Raw genomic sequence first — 22,679 nt, 5'->3', positions numbered from 1 at the left:
TCTTCTAATTAAAACCATGTAAAAGCTTTTTGTAAAGCTCGTTTAGGATTTTCTTTCCAACAAAAAAAATGGCAAGTATCTTAAAGTTGTAGTAAAATCCTCTTGAGGTCTAATGGAAAATTCTTCAACATAATCCGAGCAACGTTTTGCAAGGCTTTTTGCTATTTGCAATGTGATTTCTGAACCAAAAACGGATGGGAAAGTCAATTTCCCTATTTGTTGATCTTTCTTGACTTTTTTACCTACTTCTTCTTCAATCCCCAGTTCATCCAGAAGATCGTCAGTGATTTGGAAAAGCAATCCCAAGAGTTCACAATATTCAATGTATGGTTGTTTTCTTTTCTCATCAAGAACTATGTTTTGATAAATATCCGAAGAATATAACGCCATTTCCCCTACAGCACGAAATAATAGAGCTGTTTTGTGATAGTGTATCAAAATCACTTGTAAAGCATTAGAATAAGAAAGAAAATTTTCTAACAAAAAGTAGTAATTCTTTTCTTTAATAACTGAAAGCAATTGTTCATACCCACGAAAACTATGGGGAAAATCTTTTTTTTCTGATGATAAATCCAATGCTTGTCCCAATATTATGCCATGAATGCCTGCAAATCTCGACAACACTTGTATTTTTTCTATAGGATTTTTTTTTGTTTTACTTAAAAGATAAAATGCCAAGGTATTTAAAGCATCACCGGCTAAGATTGCTGCCCATTCGTTGAAAGCTCTGTGGCAGGTGGGTTTACCTCTTCGAAGTTCATCATTGTCCATTGCGGGTAAATCATCATGTATCAAAGTGTAGGTATGTATGAGTTCAATTGATGATGATGTTAACAACAAATCAAATTTTTCGTCATTAGACAAAGAATCGTGATAATCAGAAAACAACAAAAACAAAACAGAACGAAAACGTTTTCCCCCGCCTAACAATGAATACAAGATTGGCTCATATACTTCATAAACGTAATGAGACTCTTTCTTTACAAAATCAGAAATTTCTTTTGCTAAAAAAGCATCAACTTTACTTTGTAAAAAACTTAATGTCTTTTGGATCTTTTCTTTTTGTGTTAAATCAAGATAATAATTCTCTTTCACTAAAGAAAAAGCTTATTTCTTTGATGGCATTCTCGGGGGAATCAGAACCGTGGACTGCGTTTCTTTCTTTGTTTTCGGCAAAAAGTTTTCGTATCGTTCCTTCCTTTGCCTCTTTAGGATCTGTAGCTCCAATTAGATCTCGCCATTTTTGAACAGCATTTTCAGACTCCAAAACGCCAACAACAATTGGACCAGAACTCATAAAATTCGACAAATCCTCAAAGAAAGGACGATGTTTATGGACCTCATAAAACTTCTGTGCTTCTTGCTTGGTTATGCTTAAGTATTTCAATCCAACGATGCGAAAACCAGCTTCCTCTATCTTCGTTAAAATATGTCCAATGTGTTTATTTTGAACAGCATCTGGTTTAATAATGAAAAGAGTTCGTTCCATCAAACACCACTTTTTTGTTCATGAGCTTATGTCAAATGGAAAAAATATTTACAAATTTATAAAATCCATTAATAATTAACACAAAAGAGAAAGCACTATGGAAATCAAAATCCAAGAATTACCTTTGAGCAAACAAATTGCTTATGCTATAGGGCAATGGGGCTGGTCCATCTTAGTAAATATTCTAAGCCTTCAATTAGTTTATTTTTATGCACCTCCAGAAAACGCAGGAATTCCTTATTTCATTCCCCAATTCACTTTTCTTGGGTTTTTGAATTTTGTTTCAATTTTAGCAGCTTCTGGTAGGTTATTTGATGCGATTACAGACCCAATCATTGCAGGACTTAGCGATCGTTCGAGGCATCCTCAGGGAAGACGCATTCCTTTTTTGAAGTGGGGAGCTCTACCTTCAGCTCTTTTTTTGTTTTTGATTTTCTTTCCAATCAAACATGAGATTTCAATTCTGAATGTTGTTTTCATTTTTGTTTTTCAAACCTTGTTTTTTCTATTTTTGACGATGTATGTAACTCCCTATTTTGCTTTATTGGCAGAGCTGGGGCATACCTCGAATCAAAGGCTGAATTTATCTACTTATATCTCTGTAACTTATGCTTTGGGAATTATAACAGCAGCTCAAGTCCCACTGGTCTCAAACACAATCCAACAAGTATTTGGAATTACTAACACGAGCTCTCTTCAAATTTCTATTGGGATATTTGCTTTTTTTTCTATAATTCTTATGTATTTTCCCGTTTGGTTTATCGAAGAAAAGAAATATTGCAAATCCCAACCTATTGATATCTCAATTCTTGAGTCATTAAAAAGTACCTTCAAAAATCCCTATTTCATTTATTATGTTATAGCTGATTTTGCCTACTTTGCATCCCTAACCATTATCATGACTGGATTACTTTTCTATACTACGGTTCTACTATTCCCTAATGACAAAACCAAAGGGGAGAACTTAGTGGGAATACTATTGCCTTTGATGATTTTAATTTCTTTTATTCTGTATCCATTGGTTAACTATTTAGCAAAGAGAATGGGGAAGAAAAACTTGTTAGTTTTTTCCTATGCATTTATGAGCTTAATTTTTTTTCAAGTTTACTTTTTAGGGGAAAAGTTTTACAATCAGATTTTACCACCTGAGGCTCAAGCCTTTGGATTGATCATCTTATACTCCATTCCTTTATCGTTCGTAAGCATTTTGCCTAATGCAATTTTAGCAGATATCGCTGAGTATGATGCCATCACAACTTCTTTACCGAAAGAAGGAATGTACTTCGCTGCAAGAACCTTCTTACAAAAAATAGGGCAAACCTTTGGTATTTTTATTTTTGCGATTTTGACTTTGTTTGGAAAGGATCCATACAATGACTTAGGTATTCGTTTCAGTGGCTTTGCTGGGTTTATTTTAACCTTCATAGCAACAATTTATATAGCTAAATACAATGAAAGAGAACTCTTAAAGGTAATAGAAAAGTAAATATTTTGCATGATTGCTTTGGCTGAACCATTGCCTCTTGTCCTTCCTTGTCCTTCAGGGAAAAGAAAAGATATAGAAAGAAATACTTATAAGATTAGCAAGTTGTAATATACAATACGAAATGTGTAATAGTCAATATACTTGGAAATGTCTTCATTATCAAAAAAATTTTATTCACTAAGAAAATGAACTTTTAATTCAAGAAATCAGCAAGTTGAGCTAAATCTAGCAAATCAAAACTCTTTTGATTATGGGTAGCAAACCTACCCCTATGAGAAAATCAACTTATTCTAAAAAATCTTTTCATATCGATACCAGAGGTTATCATGAATGGAACTGAAATAAGAAATCTGAATTACTAAAAGAAAAAATTTTCTTAAATACTTTCCCTAAAATCGGAGACTTTCAACCAAAAAGAAAATCCATCCTTTGGAGTTGGCGATATTTCATTTCATCATGAAGCTCGTATTATCTTCAGAGGATATCAAAAAAAAACAAATTCTTGAAAACTTTTATGAATAAGTATTCTATCCCAAAATAGAATGCCCTTAGCAAAAACACGTGATAAACTTTTAAAACATGCAGATAAATAGATTGGTTTTTGTTTTCAATTTGGTTTAGAGTTTTCCGTTGGCTTCATATCTTTACTTACAATTCAGAAAGATTATATTTTTCTAATTTTGGTTTAATTTTGTATTTCCAATAAAGAAGCCCAGACAAGGTCAAGATTATCCCCATCAAAGATTCAAAAAACGCAGAAACTAAGGTATAAAATGCATACAAAAAATAGATTGCTAAGACAATAAAAAAAACCACATAGAAAAGTCTATCGGGAATTCTGAAATGCCTTGGCACATCAGGATATTTTTTTCTTAGTATCCACACTGCCACGATTGTTAAGATATTAAAAACAGAAGAAGTAAAAGAAAAAAAGTCAATTAAACGATCGTAAATGGAAACCGTAGTTTTTAGAAAGTAGGAGCTATATGCCAAAAGGGTTAAAACTGTTGCCCACATCGCTTGGAATATCAACGAACGAACGGGTAAAGAATTTGAACTCAAGGGAGCCAAAAACGAAAAAAAGAGACCATCTCTACTCATTGCCTGCCATGTCCTTGATTTTGTAAAAATCTGGGCATTCACATTTCCTGCTGTATTTAAGGCAATAATAAAAGAAATAGTAGTAGCTCCTATTGGTCCTAAGGCTTTTTCCATTGCTTCAGCGGCAACAAATTTTGAATTTGCTATTTCTTCTGGAGATAATTGCATTAGATAACCAACATTAGTTAAAAGATAGATTGTCATCACAATAAAAATCCCTAAAAATAAAGACAAGGGTAAATTTTTACTCGGATTTTTTACCTCTTCAGCTACATAAGTAGCCCCTTCCCAGCCGCTATAAGTGAACAGGGCATAGCGAAGAGATATGGCCATCCCTGAGATCCAACTGGCAAATTCAAAAGATTCAGGAAAATACATTTTTGATTCATAACTTTTAGGTTGCGAAAAACAAACAATAATAATATAAAACAAGCTAAGCATTTTCAGAAAACTCAATACATCTTGAAACCAACCAGAAAATTCCAAACCAATAGTATTGAAGAAAGTAAAAAACCAGATCAAAGCTATTGTTAAAAACATTTCTAAAAGAAAAGTAGCCTCAACGAAAAAGTAATATTGCAAAATCTTGATGGTATATTCAGAGAAAACAATCGAAACAACCACTATAGCAGCGGTTTCAGAAACAAAAAACATTGCCCAACCACGTAAAAAAGGGACTAAAGGATGATACGCTCGCTTTAAGTATTCATAAGGACCTCCTGACTTCGGAAATGCTGAAACCATTTCCGCATACAACATAGCACTTAAAAAGGTCAGTATTCCACCCACTATCCAAGTCTGAAAAAAAACAAAAACTGAACCACTCAAAAGCATGATTGGTGCAGGGGTTTTGAAAATCCCTGAGCCTATGATTTTACCGATAATTATAGCTATACTTTCTTTCAAACCCAGTTCTTGCTTATATTGAGAAGTCATCATGCCAATTTTTTTGGCAAATCATAACAAGAAAAGAAAATACAAAAATTAGATTAAACGATGTGTAATTCCTTGAGCATCAGAAACAATACAAACATTGGATCAAAAAAAAATTGCATTCGATTACAAAAGAATATATCTATGCTATCGATGAACTTAACTTATGAATACTTACAAACAAAAATAAAAAAGATCATTCAGCTTTTTAAAGAAAGTAATTATCCTAAAGTTGAAGAAGAATTAAATGAACTTTCTTATTTATTTCTTGAAGATAAAGAAAAATACGTCAAAAAAGAAGATTTTCAACAATTGTTTTTAGAATTAAAACAAGGGTTTCAACATTTTCATGAACGCTTTTCAGAAATTTTAAATTACTCAAACATCCGCTTCGAAGAAATCAACAAAAGATTCGAAGTTTTAAACAAACGCTTCGATGACCAAAGATTCTTCACAAAAGAATATTTTGAAAACCAAAAATTCCTAATTGAAAAACATTTTGAAGTAGTCAACAAACGCCTCGATGACATAAAAGATTTCACAGAAAAACGTTTCCTTGAATTAAAAGATTTCACAGAAAAGCGTTTCCTTGAATTAAAAGATTTCACAGAAAAGCGATTCTTAGAAGCCAAAGAATCCTCAGATAAACGCTTCGAAGAAATCAACAGAAGATTTGAAGACATGAATAAAAGATTTAGTTTTTTACAATGGTTCATTTCCTTTCTTTTTTCTGTCTTGGTTGGAATTTTAACATTTTTTTATTATCAGCACTTATCCCTAACGAAAGAAATTCTTAAGGAAATAAAAAATATAGAACAACAGCGAGAAAATCTTGATAAAAATAACTTTCAGAAAAATAAATAAAAAATCCTTTATATTTAACAAATTAGACTTTTTTCAGGATGATTAAAAAATCTATCTGAATATTTTCTTTAAAAACAAAATCTAAAATCAAATTCCATTTGAAAAAATCATCTTTTGGAATATTTGCTATTCCTTTGATGATAATTTGATTACCTTTTCTTTGATAATAGAAAATTTCTCTGTATTGTTTTTCTATGTTTTTGATCTGAATGCTATAAGTAATATAGTAAAAATTCTTAAGAATATTCGTTGGCTGCATTTCTAAAATTTTCACAGTTATATTTGGATGGTTTTTGGAATCAAGATAATATTCTGATTGAATAGCCTCATCAATGTATAAATTTCCTATTTTGATTGATTTCGATTTTATGTTAAAAATAAAAAGCGATGATTTTTTATAGTTTGATACTTGCTTACTTGATGTCAAATAAAACTCATTGATTTGCCCATTGACTACAGACGAAACAATTGTCTCAACTTTAAATTTAATAAAAGAATTCTTATAATCAATATTATATGTTCTTCCATCAATAATTATCGGTTTACTATGCAAGCTATCCAAATTGAACTCTAATATTAAATAATAAAGCATCCATGAAACGAAGAAATAAACAGAACTTAATTTGTTTGACATTGAGCTATTGTTGGTAAGGAACTAACTTGAATTTTTTTCAATGATTATCGTATCATCGATTATAATATCATCTTGTGGTTCAATTTCATAAAGATTCTTACTTTTGATAAAGTTATGATATTCATTCGTAGATTTCACTAAATCAAATAAATGTTTTGTAAAATATGGGTCATTTTGATAATTTTGAGTCAAATCAATTAAATACATATAGTTTTCTTCTCCTAATAATCCATCCAAAAAAAGATTACAGAGTATCTGGATACCTATTGCTTTTTGTGGTGTGCCATCTGGATATCGAGTTAACTCTTTCGCAGGTCCAATTACAATTTTTCCAAAAAAAGGAAGTAGCTTTCCCAAGAATTCTACATATGTAATAGGAATTTGAACGGGTAGCGATTTGATATACTGAATCAGTAAAAATAAACTTTCTGGTCTTTTTGATTGTATCAAAATATGTATACAAGATGAACATAATACACTATTAGCTTTTATATTATCAAAGGAATTACATTTATTGGATAACAAGTAATATAGTTGATTTAAGATATCACGATTTTTAGATATGCCTTCAGAAAGTTCTTCTATTAACTGATACCTTCTAAAACTTGAGCTTGCATCGAGAATTATGCTTTCTAATTCTTCTAATTTCATAAATTCATTGATTTATAAATCAAAATAAAATGTCTTTCTTAACTATGCAAAATAAAACGGAATTTCAATTTTTTCAAGTAGAAAAACAATATGATAAAAAAACGGCTATAATCTACCTCAATCAACCGAATACAAGGAATACCCTAGAATGGCAATTTTGGATAGAATTACCCAGTGTAATAGAAGAAATCGAAAATGATTCCAATATATCCGTTGCTATCATAGCAGGGAAAGGAAAATCATTTTCAATTGGATTGGATTTAGTGGAATTTTATGATAAGTTCAAAGACATTATTCAAAGCCAGAGCGCTGAGGATAGAGAAACCTTGTTTCAAACCATTTTGAAAATGCAAGAAGGTTTGAAGAAAATCATCACTGGGAAGAAAATATACATTGCTGCAGTTCATAAACATTGTTATGGTGGTGGACTGGATTTGATTGCAGCATGTGATTTGCGAATTGCCTCAAAAAACGCAATTGTGTCATTAAGAGAAACTAAAGTTGGAATTGTAGCAGATATGGGAAGTCTCAATCGACTTCCTTTTATCATTGGGTTTGGTGCAACCAAGCTGATGGCTTATACAGGACGAGATTTCACAGCCGAAGAATGCTTCGAAATGGGATTGTTCGAAAAGATTGTCGAAAAAGAAGAGGACTTACTTCCCCAAGCCATCCAATTAGCCGAAGAAATCGCAAGTAATCCTTCAATAGTATTGTGGGGAATTAAACAAGTTTTAAATTACATGGAAACTCACAATACTCTCGATGGCATGAATTACGTAGCTCTGTGGAATTCTACATTCCTTGATAGCAAGGAATTCCGTAGTATCATCGAAAATTTTATCAAAAAACAAAAAAAGAGAAATGAATAATTAATTTCTCTTAACTTCTTTTGGCCGGGTTTTGTGGTGAGCCATAAAAGGGTGTTTCTAAAAAATTTTCTTCTAAAAAACTTAAAAAGCTACCATGCTTGTGAGTTCGTTGGAATTTTGCAAACAAACCCCAAGCAAAGGAAGGGAAGACTTTCGCCAATGGCTTGCTGATAATAGGTGGAAATGGATAAAAATTTGAGCCTTTTCGTTCTATAAATTTAAAGTATCCATTCCATTCCACTAAACGACGCAAATCTGGCAAAGTAAAAGCTCGAACATGAGCACTCAAGGATTGCTGGACCGAGGGTTGTTCTCCCAATAAAAGTAAAATCCGATTGTGCAAACTCGCTAAATTGGGAACCCCAATAATCAAAATCCCATCAGGCTTGACCAGTTGAACAAATTGTTCCATGATCCAAAAAATTTCCTTTGTGTGTTCCAAAACTTGATTTGTGATCAAAATATCCACACTCCCTTTCGGTAAAGGGTACACATCATGCTCTAAATCAATATTAAATATTTCTATCCCTTTACTTTTTGCTTCCTCAATGAAGGGTAGAAAATTTTCAATCCCATATAGTTTTAAAGTCAGCTCCTTTAAGGAGTTATCTGATTCTATTTTTCTTTTGATCAAATACAAATCATCGCCATGCCCACAGCCTTGATCAAGTAAAACGAACTCCTTTTGTTGGAATTTCTGATAGCGATATAGAATATGATCATAAGCCCAATTCTGGATAATTTCTCTCCCATAGTTCAAATATTCAGTGCCTTCTTTCCATTTCTTGAAAAGGTTTTTTAGTTGTTCTAACATTACAATAAGAAAGAGAATTCTTTATTATCATTTTGGTCAATTATTATTCTTTCTTAGTACTTAACTACTCTTTTCTTAGATACAATGTATTGACGAAAAGAATTCCATAATATTATGGTTCTATGACGAATGCCTTGAAAAGAATCCAAGAAATTATATCCAAAATCCCTTTGTATTACTTCTATACGATTTATTTAGCCATGATGATTCTCTTGATTATTTTCTACACAAAGCAAGCCGAATTCAACTGGAATTTGCTTCTTCACATTCACGAAGAGTTCATACAATTGAATGACAGAATGAAATTTAAAGACATGGTAGTTTTAAAGAATGAAGGCTATGATGGTCAATTTTTTTACTACATTGCTCGCTATATCTATGAAAAAGAAGTCTTTTTTTTATACTTGGATTCTTCTGAGTTTCGTTTTTTGAGAATTTTTCCTTCGTTTGTTTATGGGTTTGTTCCAGCCATCTATGGTTGGGAACTGTACACTTATTGGGTTATATTTATTAATATCGTTTTACTTTTTATCTCAACAAAAATGCTTCACATAATTTTACCACAAAACCAAAAATACATCGCAATCCTTTATCTTTTTAATCCCTTCTCTATTATCTCAATTCTTTTATTGATTGGAGATAATCTTTTTATCAGCTTATTTGTTATGTTTGTTTATTTTTTCCATTCTTCTGAACTAAGTCTTACATCACCTGAGAAAAAACAAGGTAACTTTAAATACACTCACTATGCCTATTTAATTTTGATTTTTCTATCTCTAACAAAAGAAACCATTTTGTTTTTCTTAATCCCCATGTATATCATCATGAAGATTAACAAGAATCAAATTGGAGTTATGTTTTCTTTTTTCCCTTTATGGTTTTTTTTCTTATGGTATATTATAGTGGAATTTCGTATTGGAGATGATCCCTACATCATATCATTAGGTTCTATTCAATCCCATGTTCAGAGAATACGTATTCCTCTTTCGACTATGCTCCATGTAATCACAGAAATGATTACAGATTTTAAGATTTCGAAGTGGATATCTAATGGACTTGTTTTGATTTTATGGATTTTGCTTCTTTTTAACCTGAAGAATTTTTTTCCTCTTCCAAAATCATTAAGCAACTTACAAAATCCAGAAATCCAAAGATGGTTATTCTCAGTGCCTATCGTATTGACTGTTTTATCGATAGCTATTGTAGATTACGAATACTGGTTGGCTTTTGATAATATTTATCGTATTTATGCTTTTTCTTTCTTGTGGATTATAGCAATAAAAGTTCTCAACCTTATCGAGAATTATAATGATTACGGATTCTTATTCTTAAATACTCTGATTACATTATTTTTGATTCCCCGATATCTATTCTTAAAAAAAATAGGTGAATTTTATATTCTTCAATGATAAAGCTCCATCCAAGAATCATCTTTTTAGGTTTTCTCGTGATAATTTTTTTCATGGGAAGTTATTCTACCCATTATATATTCCAACAATACGATGTATCTTTCTTGGGTTTGATACAAAATCTTAAAAATGGATATTTCTTGCTAATCCCAATTTTAACTTTGTTCAACTTAACTCTCCGCTTCTTCCGATGGAATTTTCTTTTAAGAACTTACTTTATTTACATACCATCGAGGGAATTATTAAGTTATTATTTTACTTCATATATTGGGAATCTAACACCCTTTTATTTTCTTTATCTTTTACGATTAATTCCTATTTTTAAATCAAAACAATTTCGTGGGATTTTTGTGTTTTTTTTGGACTTGAGCCTTGATTTTATTGTTATTTTATTATTTTATTTTTTTTATAAATTTTATTTAACAATATTTCTTTTCTTTCTTTTTACTTCCGTGATTTCTTTTGCTTTGCATTATTATTTTCGATATCAGCATCTTTATCGAGATGTCTTTTTCGTCAGTGGGATTTTTTTTGCATTATCTTATACAGTCATGATTTGGTTCCTCACTTCTTGGGTTTTCCCTTTGGCTATAGGTAGTTTCAACCTTGAATTTCCCATAGATATTTCCCTTTATTCTTTATCTATCATGAATCTTGGGAACCTATTGGCGATTTTCCCTACGGGCGTGTATATCTCAAGTGAGAAGTTAATTGAATTTCTTCTACAAACCCCAATCCCTAAAGATATCACAATATACAGTGTTTTTCTAATTAAAATTTCTACCAGTTGGGTTGCTATTGGAACTGCGTTTCTTTTTTTGATTTTCTTTCGTAAACAACTCTTTTCAAAAGAAACCCATTTTGATCAAATTGCCGAAGAATACGAAGAGCAAATCCCGCAGCACATCAAAGAACGAGTGCTAAAAAAAAAGATTGATATCATTACGAACTCAGTTCCTAAAAACGCCAAAGGTCTAGATGCGGGCTGTGGTCAAGGCTGGTATGTAAAAGAAATGATGAACATAGGATACCAAATGTATGGCATTGATTTTTCAGAAAAACAACTTCAAAAAGCAAAAGAACTCACAAAAAATCCAAATCTTTTTCATGGCTCCATCACAGAACTCCCTTTTCCTGATGAATATTTTGATTTTATTTATACAATCAATGTGCTTCATCATTTACCCACAAAGGAAGAACAAATCAAAGCTTTAAATGAGTTCTACCGGGTTTTGAAACCCAAAGGAAAATTAATCATCCATGAAATTAATGTTTTAAATCCATTTTTTCGTTTTTATATAAGCTATATCTTCCCCCTCATCAAATCAATTGATGAAGGAACAGAAATCTGGATTGATATTTCTTTGTTGAAGAATTTTTCTGCGCTTTCTATGTTTTCTATTATTAAAATTGAATATTTTACTTTTTTACCAGATTTTCTTCCCAAATTTCTTTTAAAAATCTTTGAACCTATAGAAGCTTTTTTAGAAACATCTTCTTTGAGGAAATTTTCAGCTCACATTTCGTTCATCATGGAAAAGACATAAAAAATTTTACCCTGCGTGAAATCGAAAATAACAAATATCTCCATCTTGTATGGGGTAATCTTTTCCTCCAAAGCGTAGTTTTCCTGCTTCCTTTGCTTTTTGTAATGAACCAAACTCTTCAAAATCACTATAAGAAATGACTTCGGCTTTTATGAAGCCTTTAGCAATATCAGAATGGATTTCACCAGCAGCATCTTTTGCATTGGTTCCTTTTTTGACGGTCCAAGCGCGAACTTCTTGTTCACCTGCAGTAAAAAAAGTAATCAAATCCAACAAACGATAAGAAGCTAATATAAATTTTTCCAATCCTGATTCTTGCACCCCTAAGGACTCTAAATATTCTTTTCGTTCTTCTTTTGATAATACCGAAAGTTCTTCTTCGATCTTACCACATACAATCACAAATTCAGTATTTTCTTTTATGGCTTTTTCGATAACTTTTTGAGTCATTTCATTGCCATTAGAGATGGAACCCTCATCTACATTTAAAACATAGATTTCTGGTTTCCACGTTAAAAGGTGAAAATCCCGTGCTAATCGTATTTCTTCTTCAGTTAAGTCTGAGATCAATGTTCTTGCTTTTTTTTCTTGCTCAAGAACAGAATAAAATTTTTTACCCAACTCGTATTTTGCCTTGGCTTCTTTGTCGTTGCCTTTGATCTTTCTTTCTAATTTTTGTAGTTGTTTTTCTAATGACTCTAAATCTGCTAAGATGAGCTCTAAATGAATGACCTGAATGTCATACAAAGGATCTACTTTTCCTTTGACATGAATGATATTAGGATCATCAAAACAACGAACTACATGAGCGATAGCATGAGTTTCTCGAATATGGGATAGGAATTGGTTTCCAAGGCCTTCTCCTTTATGAGCTCCTTCCACAAGACCAGCAATATCTACAAACTCCATATACGTAGGGACTACATTCTTCGGTTTCACAACCTCTGCCAATTTCCACAATCGCTTATCGGGAACCTCAACGACTCCAAAATTAGGATCAATAGTGCAAAAAGGATAGTTCGCAGAAGCCGCACCAGCATTCGTCAAAGCATTAAAGATAGTTGACTTCCCTACATTCGGTAAACCTACAATCCCACATTTCAAAGACATAATTTCGAAACTACAGAAATCTATTTAGGGTCAAATAAAAACCTATTTTTTCAGAATCATAAAATCCAATACTACTTTTGATTTTGAGTAATCCTTTCTTTCGTTTTTAACAATTCTATGATTTTGAGAATCAAATCTTTTCTTTTTATTGGTTTACTGATATGGGTTGTAAAACCTAATTCTTTTGTTTTTCTTATATCAATTTCTGATGAATAAGCAGTCAAAGCAGCTATAGGAGTATTACTTTTGATTTTACTATCAATTTGCCTGAAGGTTTCAAAACCATCCATAATTGGCATACGTAAATCCAACAAAATGACATCGTAGGTATTTTTCTTGATCTTTTCTAAGACTTCTATCCCATTAGATACAATATCATATTTCAAACCTGTATTTTCTAAGTATTTTTTTAACAATAATTGAATTTCTATCGCATCTTCGGAAATGAGGATCTTTTTATTTTCCAGCAAAAATTTATAAGTCTCTAAGATTTCTTCCACAGTCTGTTCAGCAACATTGACATTAATTGGTTCTTTGTATTTTTTAAAAGGTAAAAGGATTTCAAACGAAGTTCCTACCCCTACTTTGGATTGCACGGAGATATTTCCATTCATTAATTTTACAAATTCCTTTACTATAGCTAAACCTATACCTGTTCCTTGAGGATTTACATTTAGTTCATCAAATTTTTTAAATTTTTCAAAGATTTCATCTAAACGATGTTCTGGAATACCAATCCCTGTATCCTCAACTATGATATGGATTTTGATTTCATCTTCATTTTGTTCCTTAGCAAAAACTTTAAGATGTATGAAGCCAACATTTGTAAATTTAAAAGAATTCGATAGCAAATTATTGATAATTTGATACAATCGCTTTTCATCCCCATAAACAAAAGGAAAAGTTTCTAAATTGGTGGTATATAAGAATTTTAAGTTTTTCTTCTGACAATGCATCTTATAAGTTTGTATCAAAAGTTCAATCGGTTTACTTAATAGAAATGGCTGATTTTGTATCTTGACTGTGCCTAATTCAATTGAAGATAAGTCAAGTAAATCCTGTATGATGTTTAATAAAACCTGAGAAGATTCCTCAATTATGGAAATGTATTTAGCAAGACTTGACTCTTTGATATGATTTTTGATTATATCTGTCAATCCAATGATAGTAGTTAATGGTGTTCGTAGTTCATGGCTGATATTTGCTAAAAATTCACTTTTACTTTTATTCGCTAGTCTCAGTTGTATTAACATTTTTTTCAATCGTTTTTTATAAACATAGTCTTTTGTTACATCATTATAAAAACCAAAATAACCTGAAAAAGTTTGATCATGATACATAGGAATTATTAAGAACTCAATGATTTTGTTTTTCAATCTTATGTATCTAATTGTTCCAATTTTTCTTTTATTCACTACTTCCATGATCTTTGGATAAACTTTTTTACGGTTTTTGATCTGCTTTAGCATATGAAAAAATACTTGTTTGTCACTTTTAAGTGTTTCTTCATTCAATTCCCAGATTTTTAAAAACCTCGGATTATAAAAAATGATATGAAAATTACTATCAGTAATAGCAATACCAACAGGTGTATTTTTAACTAAGATATCAAGAATACTCAATTGATTGATAATGGTATTTTCATATTGCTTTAGTTTACTAATATCAATTGAGGCTCCTATGATGATATCTACTTCGCCATTATGCAGAATAGGAGTCAACTTTGTAAACCAATAGGTCTTTTTTCCTTTTATGATTATTTCTTCTTCGTATTCGATCATTTTCTTTTCTCGAGCACAAGTATCATAATGTTCTTTTATTTTTTTCAGTTCTTCTGTAGGAACAATCGATTTAAGTTCCATTAAATATTTGTTTTGGATTTCTTTTAAAGTGATCCCCGTTAATTTTTGGTGGGTTTGATTGGTTAATAAAAATTGATAATCATAATCTTCTGATTTCTTTATAACCTTGAATACAAATATTGCTAAATCACCATGATCAAAAACGTTTTTGTATATTTCAAAGAGGTCGAAAGTTTTATCCATTCATTTTCATTTTTTCTTTTCAAAAATTTCATACAACTAAAATTAGTTTAATATGAAAATTCGGTTCTGGGGTGTTAGAGGTTCTATCCCTTCTCCCATCAAAGGTCATATGATTAAATCCAAAATAAAAAAAGTTCTCTCTCTTGCAAAACCCTCAGATATTTTAGATGAAAAATCAATTGAAAACTTTATCAATTCCCTGCCTTTTTCCATGGTCTCTACCTATGGTGGAAATACGACTTGTATAGAAGTTCGAACCTCAAAGAACGAAATTCTTATCATCGATGGTGGCACTGGAATGCGGGAATTAGGACAATCACTCATGAATGAAGGATTTCGTCATGGGAAAGGAATTGCTCATATTTTGATGACCCACTCCCACTGGGATCATATTCAAGGAATCCCTTTTTTCGAACCCCTATACGTTAAAGGAAATATATTCCATTTCCATGGAATTCATCCCGACATAGAAGAACGATTACGATATCAAAATCATTTTGAACATTTCCCTGTAAGTTTTGATCAGATGCAAGCTACAAAGTATTTCCACATCCATAAAGAAGGAGAGGTTTTCCAAATCTATGACTTAAAGATTAACTCAAAAGCACTTCGACATCCAGGAATTTCTTATGCATACAAAATCCAAGAAAATGATAAAATTTTTGTTTTCTCTTCCGATGCAGAATTTCGCTTCGATAATAAAGATTTAGATAGCTACATCGAATTTTTTTCCGATGCTGATGTTTTAGTTTTTGATACACAATATACGCTTGATGAACAACTACTCATGAAAATAGACTGGGGGCACAGCTCTGCTAATATTGCTACCGATTTAGCACTAAAAGCCAACGTAAAAAATTTGATTTTATTTCATCATGATCCATCATACAACGATGAAATGATTGATCAAGTTTATCAAAAGGCTATTAAATATAAAGATATAGTCGATTACGATAATTCCCATTCTTTACAGATTTTTATAGCATATGAAAGTTTTGAACTTGATTTATAAACGAAAGTTCCGAATTGTTTCTATCATAGCTTCAACATTGTGTAAAGGAGTATGAGGATTCATCCCATGACCAAGATTGAAGATAAAATTTTTCCTACGAGCAAACCTCTCTAAGATTTTAGTTGTTTCGTGAGTCACTCTTCCTTGTTTTCCAAGTAGTATCAAAGGATCCATGTTTCCTTGAATGGCGATATCATCAGGAATATCATCAAAGCGTTCAATACGCCAATCCAAACTCAAACACGATGGCTTCAATTCTACAAGAAGAGAAGTTAGGTGCGCATGATTCCCAACGAACAAAATTACGGGAATCTTTCTTTTGATTTCATCAATAATTTTTTTCATATAGGGAAAAACAAATTCATGATATTGATCAAAAGTAAGATAACCACCCCAACTATCAAACAATTGAACTACATCTACTCCTGAGTCAATTTGATGGTTAAGATAAGAAATCGTAATAGAAGTTAAATCCATCATGACTTCATGATATAAATCCTCAAAGTTAAACATGAATTCTTTTGTGTTTTCGAATTGTTTGGATGTTTTTCGCTCAATCAAATAACTCAGCAAAGTAAAGGGAGCTCCTGCAAAACCAATGATGCCTGTTTCGGGACTACGGGAATCTCGATAATTCTTTATTCCTTGAATGACTTTTTTTATGAAAGCAACTTGATTTTCGGGATCAAATTGTTTTAACTTTTGGCGTTGCTCAGGATGAAAAATATCAAATTGAACAACTGGACCAATTGTTTCTCGAAATTCTATAGAAATGCCCAATGCCTCAAGGGGAGTTAGAATATCCGCAAAAATAATCACACCATCCACATCGAAACGCTTATGGGGTTGAAGGGAAATCTCGATGGATTTTTCTATATTCTTAGTTAGCGACAAAAAGTTTTCTGAACCTTTAACTTGATGATACTCAGGCAAATATCTACCCGCTTGTCGCATGAACCAATACGGAACTCTATCTAAAGGCTGTTTTTGCAGAGCTTTTAGTATTCTCATAAGGATTCCTGATATACTCTTACTTCATCCGAAAGTTCATAACCCTTTCCATGTTTAGTGATAATATACTTGGGATTAGAAAGATCAGGTTCTAACACCTTTCGTAATCTGAGAATGAAATTATCAATTGTGCGATTAGTGGGATATTCATTAGGCCACAATTTCTCTAAAATATCTGCCCTTGAGACGGGTTTTCCCTTATTTTCGTATAGCAAATATAAGATACCAGCTTCTTTATTGGTTAACGGAATGATTTCTTTTGTTGAGATTTTATAGATTTCTTGTTTATGAAAATCTACGATAGCATCGCCAATTTTGATCTTGTGATGTTTTTTTATTTTTAATTTGCTTTTTACTCGAGCAATTAATTCTTCTAATTCAAAAGGTTTTGTTATGTAATCATCTGCTCCTAAGTCAAAGGCTTCTAACTTTTGATCTAAACGATTACGAGCTGTGATGATAATCACTGGTTTATCCCAGCGAGACTTTATCTGCTTCAGAAAATCCAAACCATTGAGCCTTCCAGGAAGCATGATATCCAAAATCACTAAATCATATGGAAATTCTTCCCAAAAATTGCTTTCATTAGATAAAAATTCTTCGACGCTTTTATAATTACTTACAATAAATTCTTCTTCTAAATTGAGTTTTAGTGCTTTTCGAATAGCATCTTCATCTTCAATCAAGAGTATTTTATACTTAGGTTTGCTATTCATAGTAGTAAGAAAATTCTATTTGAAATTCAGAACCTTGATTTAATCTTTTCCATGTGATATTTCCTTTGGTTTTGCTCAAAATTTCTTTGATATAATATAAACCTAAGCCGGTCCCTTCAATAGTTTGGGTTTGAGTTTGAACATCATGAAAACGCTGATAAGGTTCAAAAAGCAAAAACCCTTTTTTCTCGTTAATACCCCATCCATCATCTTTTATTTTTATTACGAATTTTTTTCTCCACCAAGCTTTTATAAACTGAAAAGAAATTTCTATCTGAACTCCCCTATGGGAATATTTCAATGAATTTGTGATTAATTCCTTCAATATAAAATAAAACCACTGAGGAGATATTTTTAAATGTAGTTCTTGTTGATTAGAAGTGTTTTGTAGAGTTATCCTTGCATCTTTTTCTATTATGATTTTTTCTAAGTCAGACAAAACTTCTTGAAGGATTGATAAAAACTGAATTTTGTATATACCATTTTCTTTGAGATAATTCATTTCTTTATTCAAAAGTATCATGGAAATTCTTTGATTCAGACGTTCCAATTGTTCTAAGCTAGAGCTCAAAAGTTCAGAAAATAACGGATCTTCAAATTTCTTTTTCATGGTTTGCAAGTTGAGTTTGACTGCTGCCAAAGGGGTTTTTAGATCATGAGTAAAACTATTTAAAAACAATAATTTCTCTTCTAATGTTTTTTTTTCTTTCAAATAGCTTTTTATCATGACAAAAGAAATCAAAATCAAGACGAAAGCAAAAAAACCACCTTCCCAAAGTAGCATGTTTCTATATCCTTTAAATCTAATTTGATTGGCTAGCTCATGCTCGGATTTGATTTTATAGATTTTTTCTCCCTCGTCGAAATACACAAAATCAGGTATTTCAATTTCTTTGTGATTTAGATAAGACAACAAAATGGCTTCTTTGACTTCGAGAATATTTTGGTATTCTCTTAAAATCCCAAAAAAAAAGATTATCCACCAAACAACTTGGACAATGATTAAGACGTTCAAAGCAATCACATAAAAACTGAATTCTTTTGTAATCTTAAACATAAAATTTTCTTACAACTTCTAAGAATTTGTCCAAATCCGCATAGGTCATGGCAGAGTTCAGAAATCCAACTTCGTATCCAGAAGGGGCTAAATAGACATTATGTTGAAGGCAATGATGAAAGAATTTTGCATAGATTTTCATACTCTCACTGGATACTTGATCAGCTCTACGAGGTGGGTTCTCTCCAACGTAAATCCAAAAAATAGAAGCTATTCGAACCACACGAAATGGCAGGGATTTCTCCATGAAAATCTTTTTTAAATTTTCTTCTAAATATCTACCTTTTTCTTCCAAATCCTGATAGAATTCTTCTGTTAAGAGTTCTAACTGAGCAATCCCTGCAGCCATGGCTAAAGGATTTCCACTCAAAGTCCCAGCTTGATAAACAGGACCATCCGGAGAGATAAGGTCAAAGATTTCTTTTCGCCCACCAAAAGCTCCCACAGGCAACCCACCCCCTAAAATTTTTCCGTAAGTTAAAAGATCAGGTTCAATGTGATAATATCCCGCAGCTCCTTCATAATTAACTCGTAAGCCAGAAATAACTTCATCAAATATCAAAACTGACTGGTATTCTTTCGTAATCTCCCTCAAAAACTCTAAGTATTCCCTTCGTTGAAGAAGGAGCCCATGATTTGCGGGTATGGGTTCGATAATCACACATGCGATGTCATCAGGATATTTTTCAAATGTCTTACGAATAGCATCTTCGTCATCCAAAGGAAGAACAATTGTGTGTTCAGAAAAGCTCGTTGGGATTCCTGCAGAACTGGGTTGTCCAAAAGTGGCAAGTCCTGATCCAGCCTTAACCAAAAGTGAGTCAACATGCCCATGATAGCAACCTTCAAACTTGATGATTTTATTTCTTTTGGTATAACCTCGAGCCAACCGAATCGCACTCATGACGGCTTCAGTTCCAGAATTCACAAAACGAATTTTTTGCAAAGATGGGACTTTTTTTTGGATTCGATCAACGAGTTTCCTTGCGATTTCGACCTCTAATGGATTGGGAATCCCTAAGGTCAAAGCATGTTGTGCTTGTTCTTTGATGGCTTGTATGATTTTTTCGTGTCTATGACCACTAATGATAGCACCCCATGAATTACAAAAATCTAAATATTCATTATCGTCTACGTCTATAATATAACATCCTTTTGCTTCTTTGATGAAGATAGGAGTTCCTCCTACTTGTCGAAATGCTCGAACAGGACTATTTACACCTGCCGGTAAATACCTCAGAGCTTCATTATATAACTCTTGACTTTTTTCTATGTTAATGGTAATGTTCATAACCGACTCCTTTTTTTCAAATAATCGAAAACTTGAGATGAATTCAAGATTTTACCCAAATAAAAACCCTGAAAAAACTGAAATCTTTTTGATTGGAGTAATCGAAGTAAAACTTCTTTTGTTTCAATTTTACTGACTATGATTTTAGGTTTCAGTACCATAGAAACTGAGTCAATGATCTCGAGTAAGAACTCAAAATCATCATTCAAACTCAAAAAACTTTGAATATTGATTTTTAAAAAATCAGGCTTAGTTTTGAACAAGAGTTTAACATCCGTTTGTGAACTCATAAAATCATCAACACAAATTACAAAGCCTTTTTCTTTTAAAACAGAAAGTATATTTAAACTGTATGATGTATTTTTATACAACGTAGTTTCGCTGATTTCTAAAACAAAAAATTCATGAGATATTTGGTATTCAGTAATTTTTTCTATGATAAAACTAATAAAATTTGCATCGTAAAACATTCTATCGGATATATTAAAATGAATGGGAATGGTCAACTTCCCAATTTGCTTGAAAGTTTCTAAAACATTTAAAAATACAAATTTTTCAATTTCAAACAAAAAACCTTTTTGTTTTGCTACTTCCAATGCAGTCTTTGTATCGAACTCATTTTGAGTTCTGCGATTCCAACGAAAAAAAACTTCAAAAGAATCAAGATAAAACTTATTCTTTGAAAGATAGCGAAATATGGGTTGATATACTACCCCAAAGTTCTTAAAATTATCATAATAATCATTTAAGAATTCTTTTTCAATCTGATTTCTTAATTGCATCTCTTTTTCTAATTCATTTGTAAAGAGTGCAAAAGAATTCTGTTTTTTTTCTTTTACTCTATACATGACATAATCAGCTTTTTGGATGAGTTCCTGAGCTTGCTCGCCATCATAGGGATAAAAAGAAATCCCAATGCTTAATGAAACCGAAATCTCTTGATTTTCAACAATAACAGGACTATCAAGAATTCTTAGCATATCCTGAACAATAAGAACTGCTTCTTCTTTGCTTGAAAGTTCATTTAATAGCATCAAAAATTCATCACCACCTTTTCTTGTAATAAAGTCTCCATGTCTTAGAGAAGACTCTAAGATACTTGCAATTTTTTGTATTAATTTATCACCTATATAATGTCCAAAGTTATCGTTAATAAATTTAAAATTATTCACATCAATAAAAAGAACTGCCAAGACATGGTTTTTTCTTTTTGCATTGGCAATGGCTTTCTCCAAGTTCAGCTTAAAAATAGAAACATTCGGAAAACCCGTTAATGTATCATAGTAAGCGTTATGAATAGTGCCTAAATAATAGATTTGATTTTTCAATTCAAAAGGAGTGATGTTTAATGGGGTTTGAATCGTATAATCTCGCTGGGAACTTTTGAACCTTGCATTCAACAAAAAAAAGTAGAAATCATCTTTGATATGACGGGAATTGATATCAATCTTTGTTCCAATGATTTCGTTTGGTTCAAACTTCAATATAAGATAAAATCTTTCATTGGCATAGAGAATTTTCAATTCTTGATCGAAAACTACAAAAGGAATATCAACATGATATAGGATTTTTTTAACTAATTCTTCATCTAATTCAACCAAGGCATACTCGCTTTTAAAAAAAGTCATAGTAATGCAAGCGCTCTCCTTTCTTTACGTTTCTTTTCAAGGTTTTGTTAATAAAATGCTCATATTCACTGGGAGGAATTCCACCTCCGGGTCTGAGAGCAATCAGATCTTCTTTTTTTAGAATGGAACCCTCTTGTAAATTTTTATTATAAAAAAGAGAACGGCGTCCAAACATCCGAACATTTTCTTCGGATTGCTTTGGGAGTTTAATGGGTTCATTTTTTAATTGGTTATAAATTTTTATTTCTTGTTTTAACTTCTTGAGTTCTTTGGGAGTAATTGATAATTTTTGATCGGGTCCTGATAATTTTTTATCTATTGTAAAATGAATCTCAATGAGTCTTCCTCCAAATAAAACAGAAATCAAAGAAACTTTATGGTCCAAGGTGTGGTCAGAAACTCCAACTAAACATTCATATTTCTTTTCCCAATAAGGAAGCAAACTTAACAAATAATCTTGGGTTTGACTTGGATAGTTTGAAACACATTCTAATATCGCAAAAGGTTTTCCAAATCGTTCTACCACTTGCTCAATTTCCTGTTCTTCTGTAGCTCCTGTGGATAATATAAACTGATAGTTCAATTCCTTTATCTTTTCTAAAAGTAAATAATTATTGATATCCGTTGATGCAACTTTGATCATTTTAGAGTTTAGTTTTTCGTGATAAAATCGCAACGACTCATCATCAAAAACGGAACACAAAAAATCCACTTTGTTTTGATGAGCAACCTTCTTTAGTTTCATCCATACTTCTTGTGGAAATTCATATCTTTGAAAAAAATCAAATAAGGAACCTTCGAAGGCTAAGGGCAAAGAAGCCTTTTTTTCTATAAAATTTTCTGTTTTGTATAATTGGAACTTAACCGCATTGGCTCCTGCTTTTGCCGCCTGCTCAATCATTTTAATGGCTAAATCTTCATTTCCATTGTGGTTTATACCAATCTCGGCAATGACATAAGGCAAACTTTGATTTTCAAAATCAAAATATTCTGTCTTCATATTGATTTC

At 31.7% G+C, this 22,679-nt stretch carries 20 protein-coding genes; 6 read left to right on the top strand and 14 right to left on the bottom strand.

The genetic code is table 11. The features are described from left to right. Positions 1–42: 42 nt before the first annotated feature. Together NZ853_09100 and ndk are read right to left on the bottom strand one after the other, a co-directional pair. Complete coding sequence (locus NZ853_09100; protein ID MCS7205842.1) at positions 43–1,095, bottom strand: polyprenyl synthetase family protein; 1,053 nt, start codon at positions 1,093–1,095, stop codon at positions 43–45. Then, positions 1,073–1,489: a nucleoside-diphosphate kinase gene (ndk, locus tag NZ853_09095; GenBank protein ID MCS7205841.1), complete on the bottom strand. Its 417-nt coding sequence runs from the start codon at positions 1,487–1,489 to the stop codon at positions 1,073–1,075. Before ndk ends, NZ853_09100 begins: the two co-directional genes overlap by 23 nt. A 97-nt stretch (positions 1,490–1,586) precedes the next feature. Here ndk and NZ853_09090 point away from each other — a divergent pair, with 97 nt between their 5' ends. Then, on the top strand, positions 1,587–2,975 hold the full coding sequence (locus NZ853_09090; GenBank protein ID MCS7205840.1) for an MFS transporter: 1,389 nt from the start codon (positions 1,587–1,589) through the stop codon (positions 2,973–2,975). A gap of 648 nt (positions 2,976–3,623) precedes the next feature. Here the strand turns inward: NZ853_09090 and NZ853_09085 are convergent. Beyond that, positions 3,624–5,015 (bottom strand): amino acid permease, encoded by a 1,392-nt coding sequence (locus NZ853_09085; protein ID MCS7205839.1) that lies wholly within the window; start codon positions 5,013–5,015, stop codon positions 3,624–3,626. Positions 5,016–5,153: 138 nt separating this feature from the next. On the opposite strand from NZ853_09085, the gene NZ853_09080 reads away from it, so the two are divergent. Further along, positions 5,154–5,873 (top strand): hypothetical protein, encoded by a 720-nt coding sequence (locus tag NZ853_09080; protein MCS7205838.1) that lies wholly within the window; start codon positions 5,154–5,156, stop codon positions 5,871–5,873. A 22-nt stretch (positions 5,874–5,895) separates the two neighbouring features. On the opposite strand, the gene NZ853_09075 is transcribed toward NZ853_09080, so the two are convergent. Beyond that, entirely contained in the window at positions 5,896–6,507 is a 612-nt protein-coding gene (locus NZ853_09075) for a YceI family protein (GenBank protein ID MCS7205837.1), read from the bottom strand. Positions 6,508–6,528: 21 nt separating this feature from the next. Further along, positions 6,529–7,158: a hypothetical protein gene (locus tag NZ853_09070; protein ID MCS7205836.1), complete on the bottom strand. Its 630-nt coding sequence runs from the start codon at positions 7,156–7,158 to the stop codon at positions 6,529–6,531. 44 nt (positions 7,159–7,202) lie between these two features. On the opposite strand from NZ853_09070, the gene NZ853_09065 reads away from it, so the two are divergent. Next, positions 7,203–8,030 (top strand): enoyl-CoA hydratase-related protein, encoded by an 828-nt coding sequence (locus NZ853_09065; protein ID MCS7205835.1) that lies wholly within the window; start codon positions 7,203–7,205, stop codon positions 8,028–8,030. A 10-nt stretch (positions 8,031–8,040) separates the two neighbouring features. On the opposite strand, the gene NZ853_09060 is transcribed toward NZ853_09065, so the two are convergent. Then, positions 8,041–8,844, bottom strand: a complete 804-nt coding sequence (locus NZ853_09060) for a class I SAM-dependent methyltransferase (protein MCS7205834.1) — start codon at positions 8,842–8,844, stop codon at positions 8,041–8,043. Between the two features lie 122 nt (positions 8,845–8,966). On the opposite strand from NZ853_09060, the gene NZ853_09055 reads away from it, so the two are divergent. After that, the gene (locus NZ853_09055) at positions 8,967–10,253 is read left to right on the top strand and encodes a hypothetical protein (protein ID MCS7205833.1); all 1,287 of its coding nucleotides are present in this window, start codon (positions 8,967–8,969) and stop codon (positions 10,251–10,253) included. After that, a complete protein-coding gene (locus NZ853_09050) occupies positions 10,250–11,800 on the top strand; it encodes a methyltransferase domain-containing protein (GenBank protein MCS7205832.1) in 1,551 nt (516 codons plus the stop codon). The genes NZ853_09055 and NZ853_09050 overlap by 4 nt, the downstream gene beginning before the upstream one ends. A 6-nt stretch (positions 11,801–11,806) precedes the next feature. Here the strand turns inward: NZ853_09050 and ychF are convergent, their stop codons facing one another. Beyond that, positions 11,807–12,910 carry a redox-regulated ATPase YchF gene (gene ychF / locus NZ853_09045; GenBank protein ID MCS7205831.1) on the bottom strand — a complete coding sequence of 368 codons (1,104 nt, stop codon included), beginning with the start codon at positions 12,908–12,910 and terminating at the stop codon, positions 11,807–11,809. Positions 12,911–12,981: 71 nt separating this feature from the next. Continuing rightward, on the bottom strand, positions 12,982–14,955 hold the full coding sequence (locus tag NZ853_09040; protein ID MCS7205830.1) for an ATP-binding protein: 1,974 nt from the start codon (positions 14,953–14,955) through the stop codon (positions 12,982–12,984). 52 nt (positions 14,956–15,007) lie between these two features. On the opposite strand from NZ853_09040, the gene NZ853_09035 reads away from it, so the two are divergent. Next, positions 15,008–15,967, top strand: a complete 960-nt coding sequence (locus NZ853_09035) for an MBL fold metallo-hydrolase (GenBank protein ID MCS7205829.1) — start codon at positions 15,008–15,010, stop codon at positions 15,965–15,967. Here the strand turns inward: NZ853_09035 and hemE are convergent. From hemE to NZ853_09005, 6 genes are read right to left on the bottom strand one after another with little or no spacing between them, the layout of a single operon-like run. Further along, complete coding sequence (gene hemE, locus NZ853_09030) at positions 15,962–16,978, bottom strand: uroporphyrinogen decarboxylase (protein MCS7205828.1); 1,017 nt, start codon at positions 16,976–16,978, stop codon at positions 15,962–15,964. The genes NZ853_09035 and hemE overlap by 6 nt on opposite strands. Further along, positions 16,975–17,694: a response regulator transcription factor gene (locus NZ853_09025; GenBank protein MCS7205827.1), complete on the bottom strand. Its 720-nt coding sequence runs from the start codon at positions 17,692–17,694 to the stop codon at positions 16,975–16,977. Before NZ853_09025 ends, hemE begins: the two co-directional genes overlap by 4 nt. Further along, positions 17,687–18,751 carry a HAMP domain-containing histidine kinase gene (locus tag NZ853_09020; GenBank protein MCS7205826.1) on the bottom strand — a complete coding sequence of 355 codons (1,065 nt, stop codon included), beginning with the start codon at positions 18,749–18,751 and terminating at the stop codon, positions 17,687–17,689. The genes NZ853_09025 and NZ853_09020 overlap by 8 nt, the downstream gene beginning before the upstream one ends. Next, positions 18,744–20,042 (bottom strand): glutamate-1-semialdehyde 2,1-aminomutase, encoded by a 1,299-nt coding sequence (gene hemL, locus NZ853_09015; protein ID MCS7205825.1) that lies wholly within the window; start codon positions 20,040–20,042, stop codon positions 18,744–18,746. The genes NZ853_09020 and hemL overlap by 8 nt, the downstream gene beginning before the upstream one ends. Beyond that, a complete protein-coding gene (locus NZ853_09010) occupies positions 20,039–21,670 on the bottom strand; it encodes a diguanylate cyclase (protein MCS7205824.1) in 1,632 nt (543 codons plus the stop codon). Before NZ853_09010 ends, hemL begins: the two co-directional genes overlap by 4 nt. Beyond that, the gene (locus NZ853_09005; GenBank protein ID MCS7205823.1) at positions 21,657–22,670 is read right to left on the bottom strand and encodes an N-acetylneuraminate synthase family protein; all 1,014 of its coding nucleotides are present in this window, start codon (positions 22,668–22,670) and stop codon (positions 21,657–21,659) included. The genes NZ853_09010 and NZ853_09005 overlap by 14 nt, the downstream gene beginning before the upstream one ends. Positions 22,671–22,679: the final 9 nt, after the last annotated feature.

It is taken from the genome of Leptospiraceae bacterium, assembly GCA_025059995.1.
GTDB lineage: Bacteria > Spirochaetota > Leptospiria > Leptospirales > Leptonemataceae > SKYB61.
Note: the sequence above shows the minus strand (reverse complement) of the source record. Positions and strands in the feature narration are given on the sequence as shown.

What these genes read in the sequence shown, in the direction of transcription:
- ndk (MCS7205841.1), bottom strand. Translation starts at nt 1,489, where the DNA reads ATGGAACGAACTCTTTTCATTATTAAACCAGATGCTGTTCAAAATAAA.
- NZ853_09010 (MCS7205824.1), bottom strand. Translation starts at nt 21,670, where the DNA reads ATGACTTTTTTTAAAAGCGAGTATGCCTTGGTTGAATTAGATGAAGAA.
- NZ853_09040 (MCS7205830.1), bottom strand. Translation starts at nt 14,955, where the DNA reads ATGGATAAAACTTTCGACCTCTTTGAAATATACAAAAACGTTTTTGAT.
- NZ853_09055 (MCS7205833.1), top strand. Translation starts at nt 8,967, where the DNA reads ATGACGAATGCCTTGAAAAGAATCCAAGAAATTATATCCAAAATCCCT.
- hemE (MCS7205828.1), bottom strand. Translation starts at nt 16,978, where the DNA reads ATGAGAATACTAAAAGCTCTGCAAAAACAGCCTTTAGATAGAGTTCCG.
- NZ853_09085 (MCS7205839.1), bottom strand. Translation starts at nt 5,015, where the DNA reads ATGATGACTTCTCAATATAAGCAAGAACTGGGTTTGAAAGAAAGTATA.
- NZ853_09070 (MCS7205836.1), bottom strand. Translation starts at nt 7,158, where the DNA reads ATGAAATTAGAAGAATTAGAAAGCATAATTCTCGATGCAAGCTCAAGT.
- NZ853_09005 (MCS7205823.1), bottom strand. Translation starts at nt 22,670, where the DNA reads ATGAAGACAGAATATTTTGATTTTGAAAATCAAAGTTTGCCTTATGTC.
- hemL (MCS7205825.1), bottom strand. Translation starts at nt 20,042, where the DNA reads ATGAACATTACCATTAACATAGAAAAAAGTCAAGAGTTATATAATGAA.
- NZ853_09060 (MCS7205834.1), bottom strand. Translation starts at nt 8,844, where the DNA reads ATGTTAGAACAACTAAAAAACCTTTTCAAGAAATGGAAAGAAGGCACT.
- NZ853_09050 (MCS7205832.1), top strand. Translation starts at nt 10,250, where the DNA reads ATGATAAAGCTCCATCCAAGAATCATCTTTTTAGGTTTTCTCGTGATA.
- NZ853_09080 (MCS7205838.1), top strand. Translation starts at nt 5,154, where the DNA reads ATGCTATCGATGAACTTAACTTATGAATACTTACAAACAAAAATAAAA.
- ychF (MCS7205831.1), bottom strand. Translation starts at nt 12,910, where the DNA reads ATGTCTTTGAAATGTGGGATTGTAGGTTTACCGAATGTAGGGAAGTCA.
- NZ853_09020 (MCS7205826.1), bottom strand. Translation starts at nt 18,751, where the DNA reads ATGTTTAAGATTACAAAAGAATTCAGTTTTTATGTGATTGCTTTGAAC.
- NZ853_09090 (MCS7205840.1), top strand. Translation starts at nt 1,587, where the DNA reads ATGGAAATCAAAATCCAAGAATTACCTTTGAGCAAACAAATTGCTTAT.
- NZ853_09075 (MCS7205837.1), bottom strand. Translation starts at nt 6,507, where the DNA reads ATGTCAAACAAATTAAGTTCTGTTTATTTCTTCGTTTCATGGATGCTT.
- NZ853_09025 (MCS7205827.1), bottom strand. Translation starts at nt 17,694, where the DNA reads ATGAATAGCAAACCTAAGTATAAAATACTCTTGATTGAAGATGAAGAT.
- NZ853_09065 (MCS7205835.1), top strand. Translation starts at nt 7,203, where the DNA reads ATGCAAAATAAAACGGAATTTCAATTTTTTCAAGTAGAAAAACAATAT.
- NZ853_09035 (MCS7205829.1), top strand. Translation starts at nt 15,008, where the DNA reads ATGAAAATTCGGTTCTGGGGTGTTAGAGGTTCTATCCCTTCTCCCATC.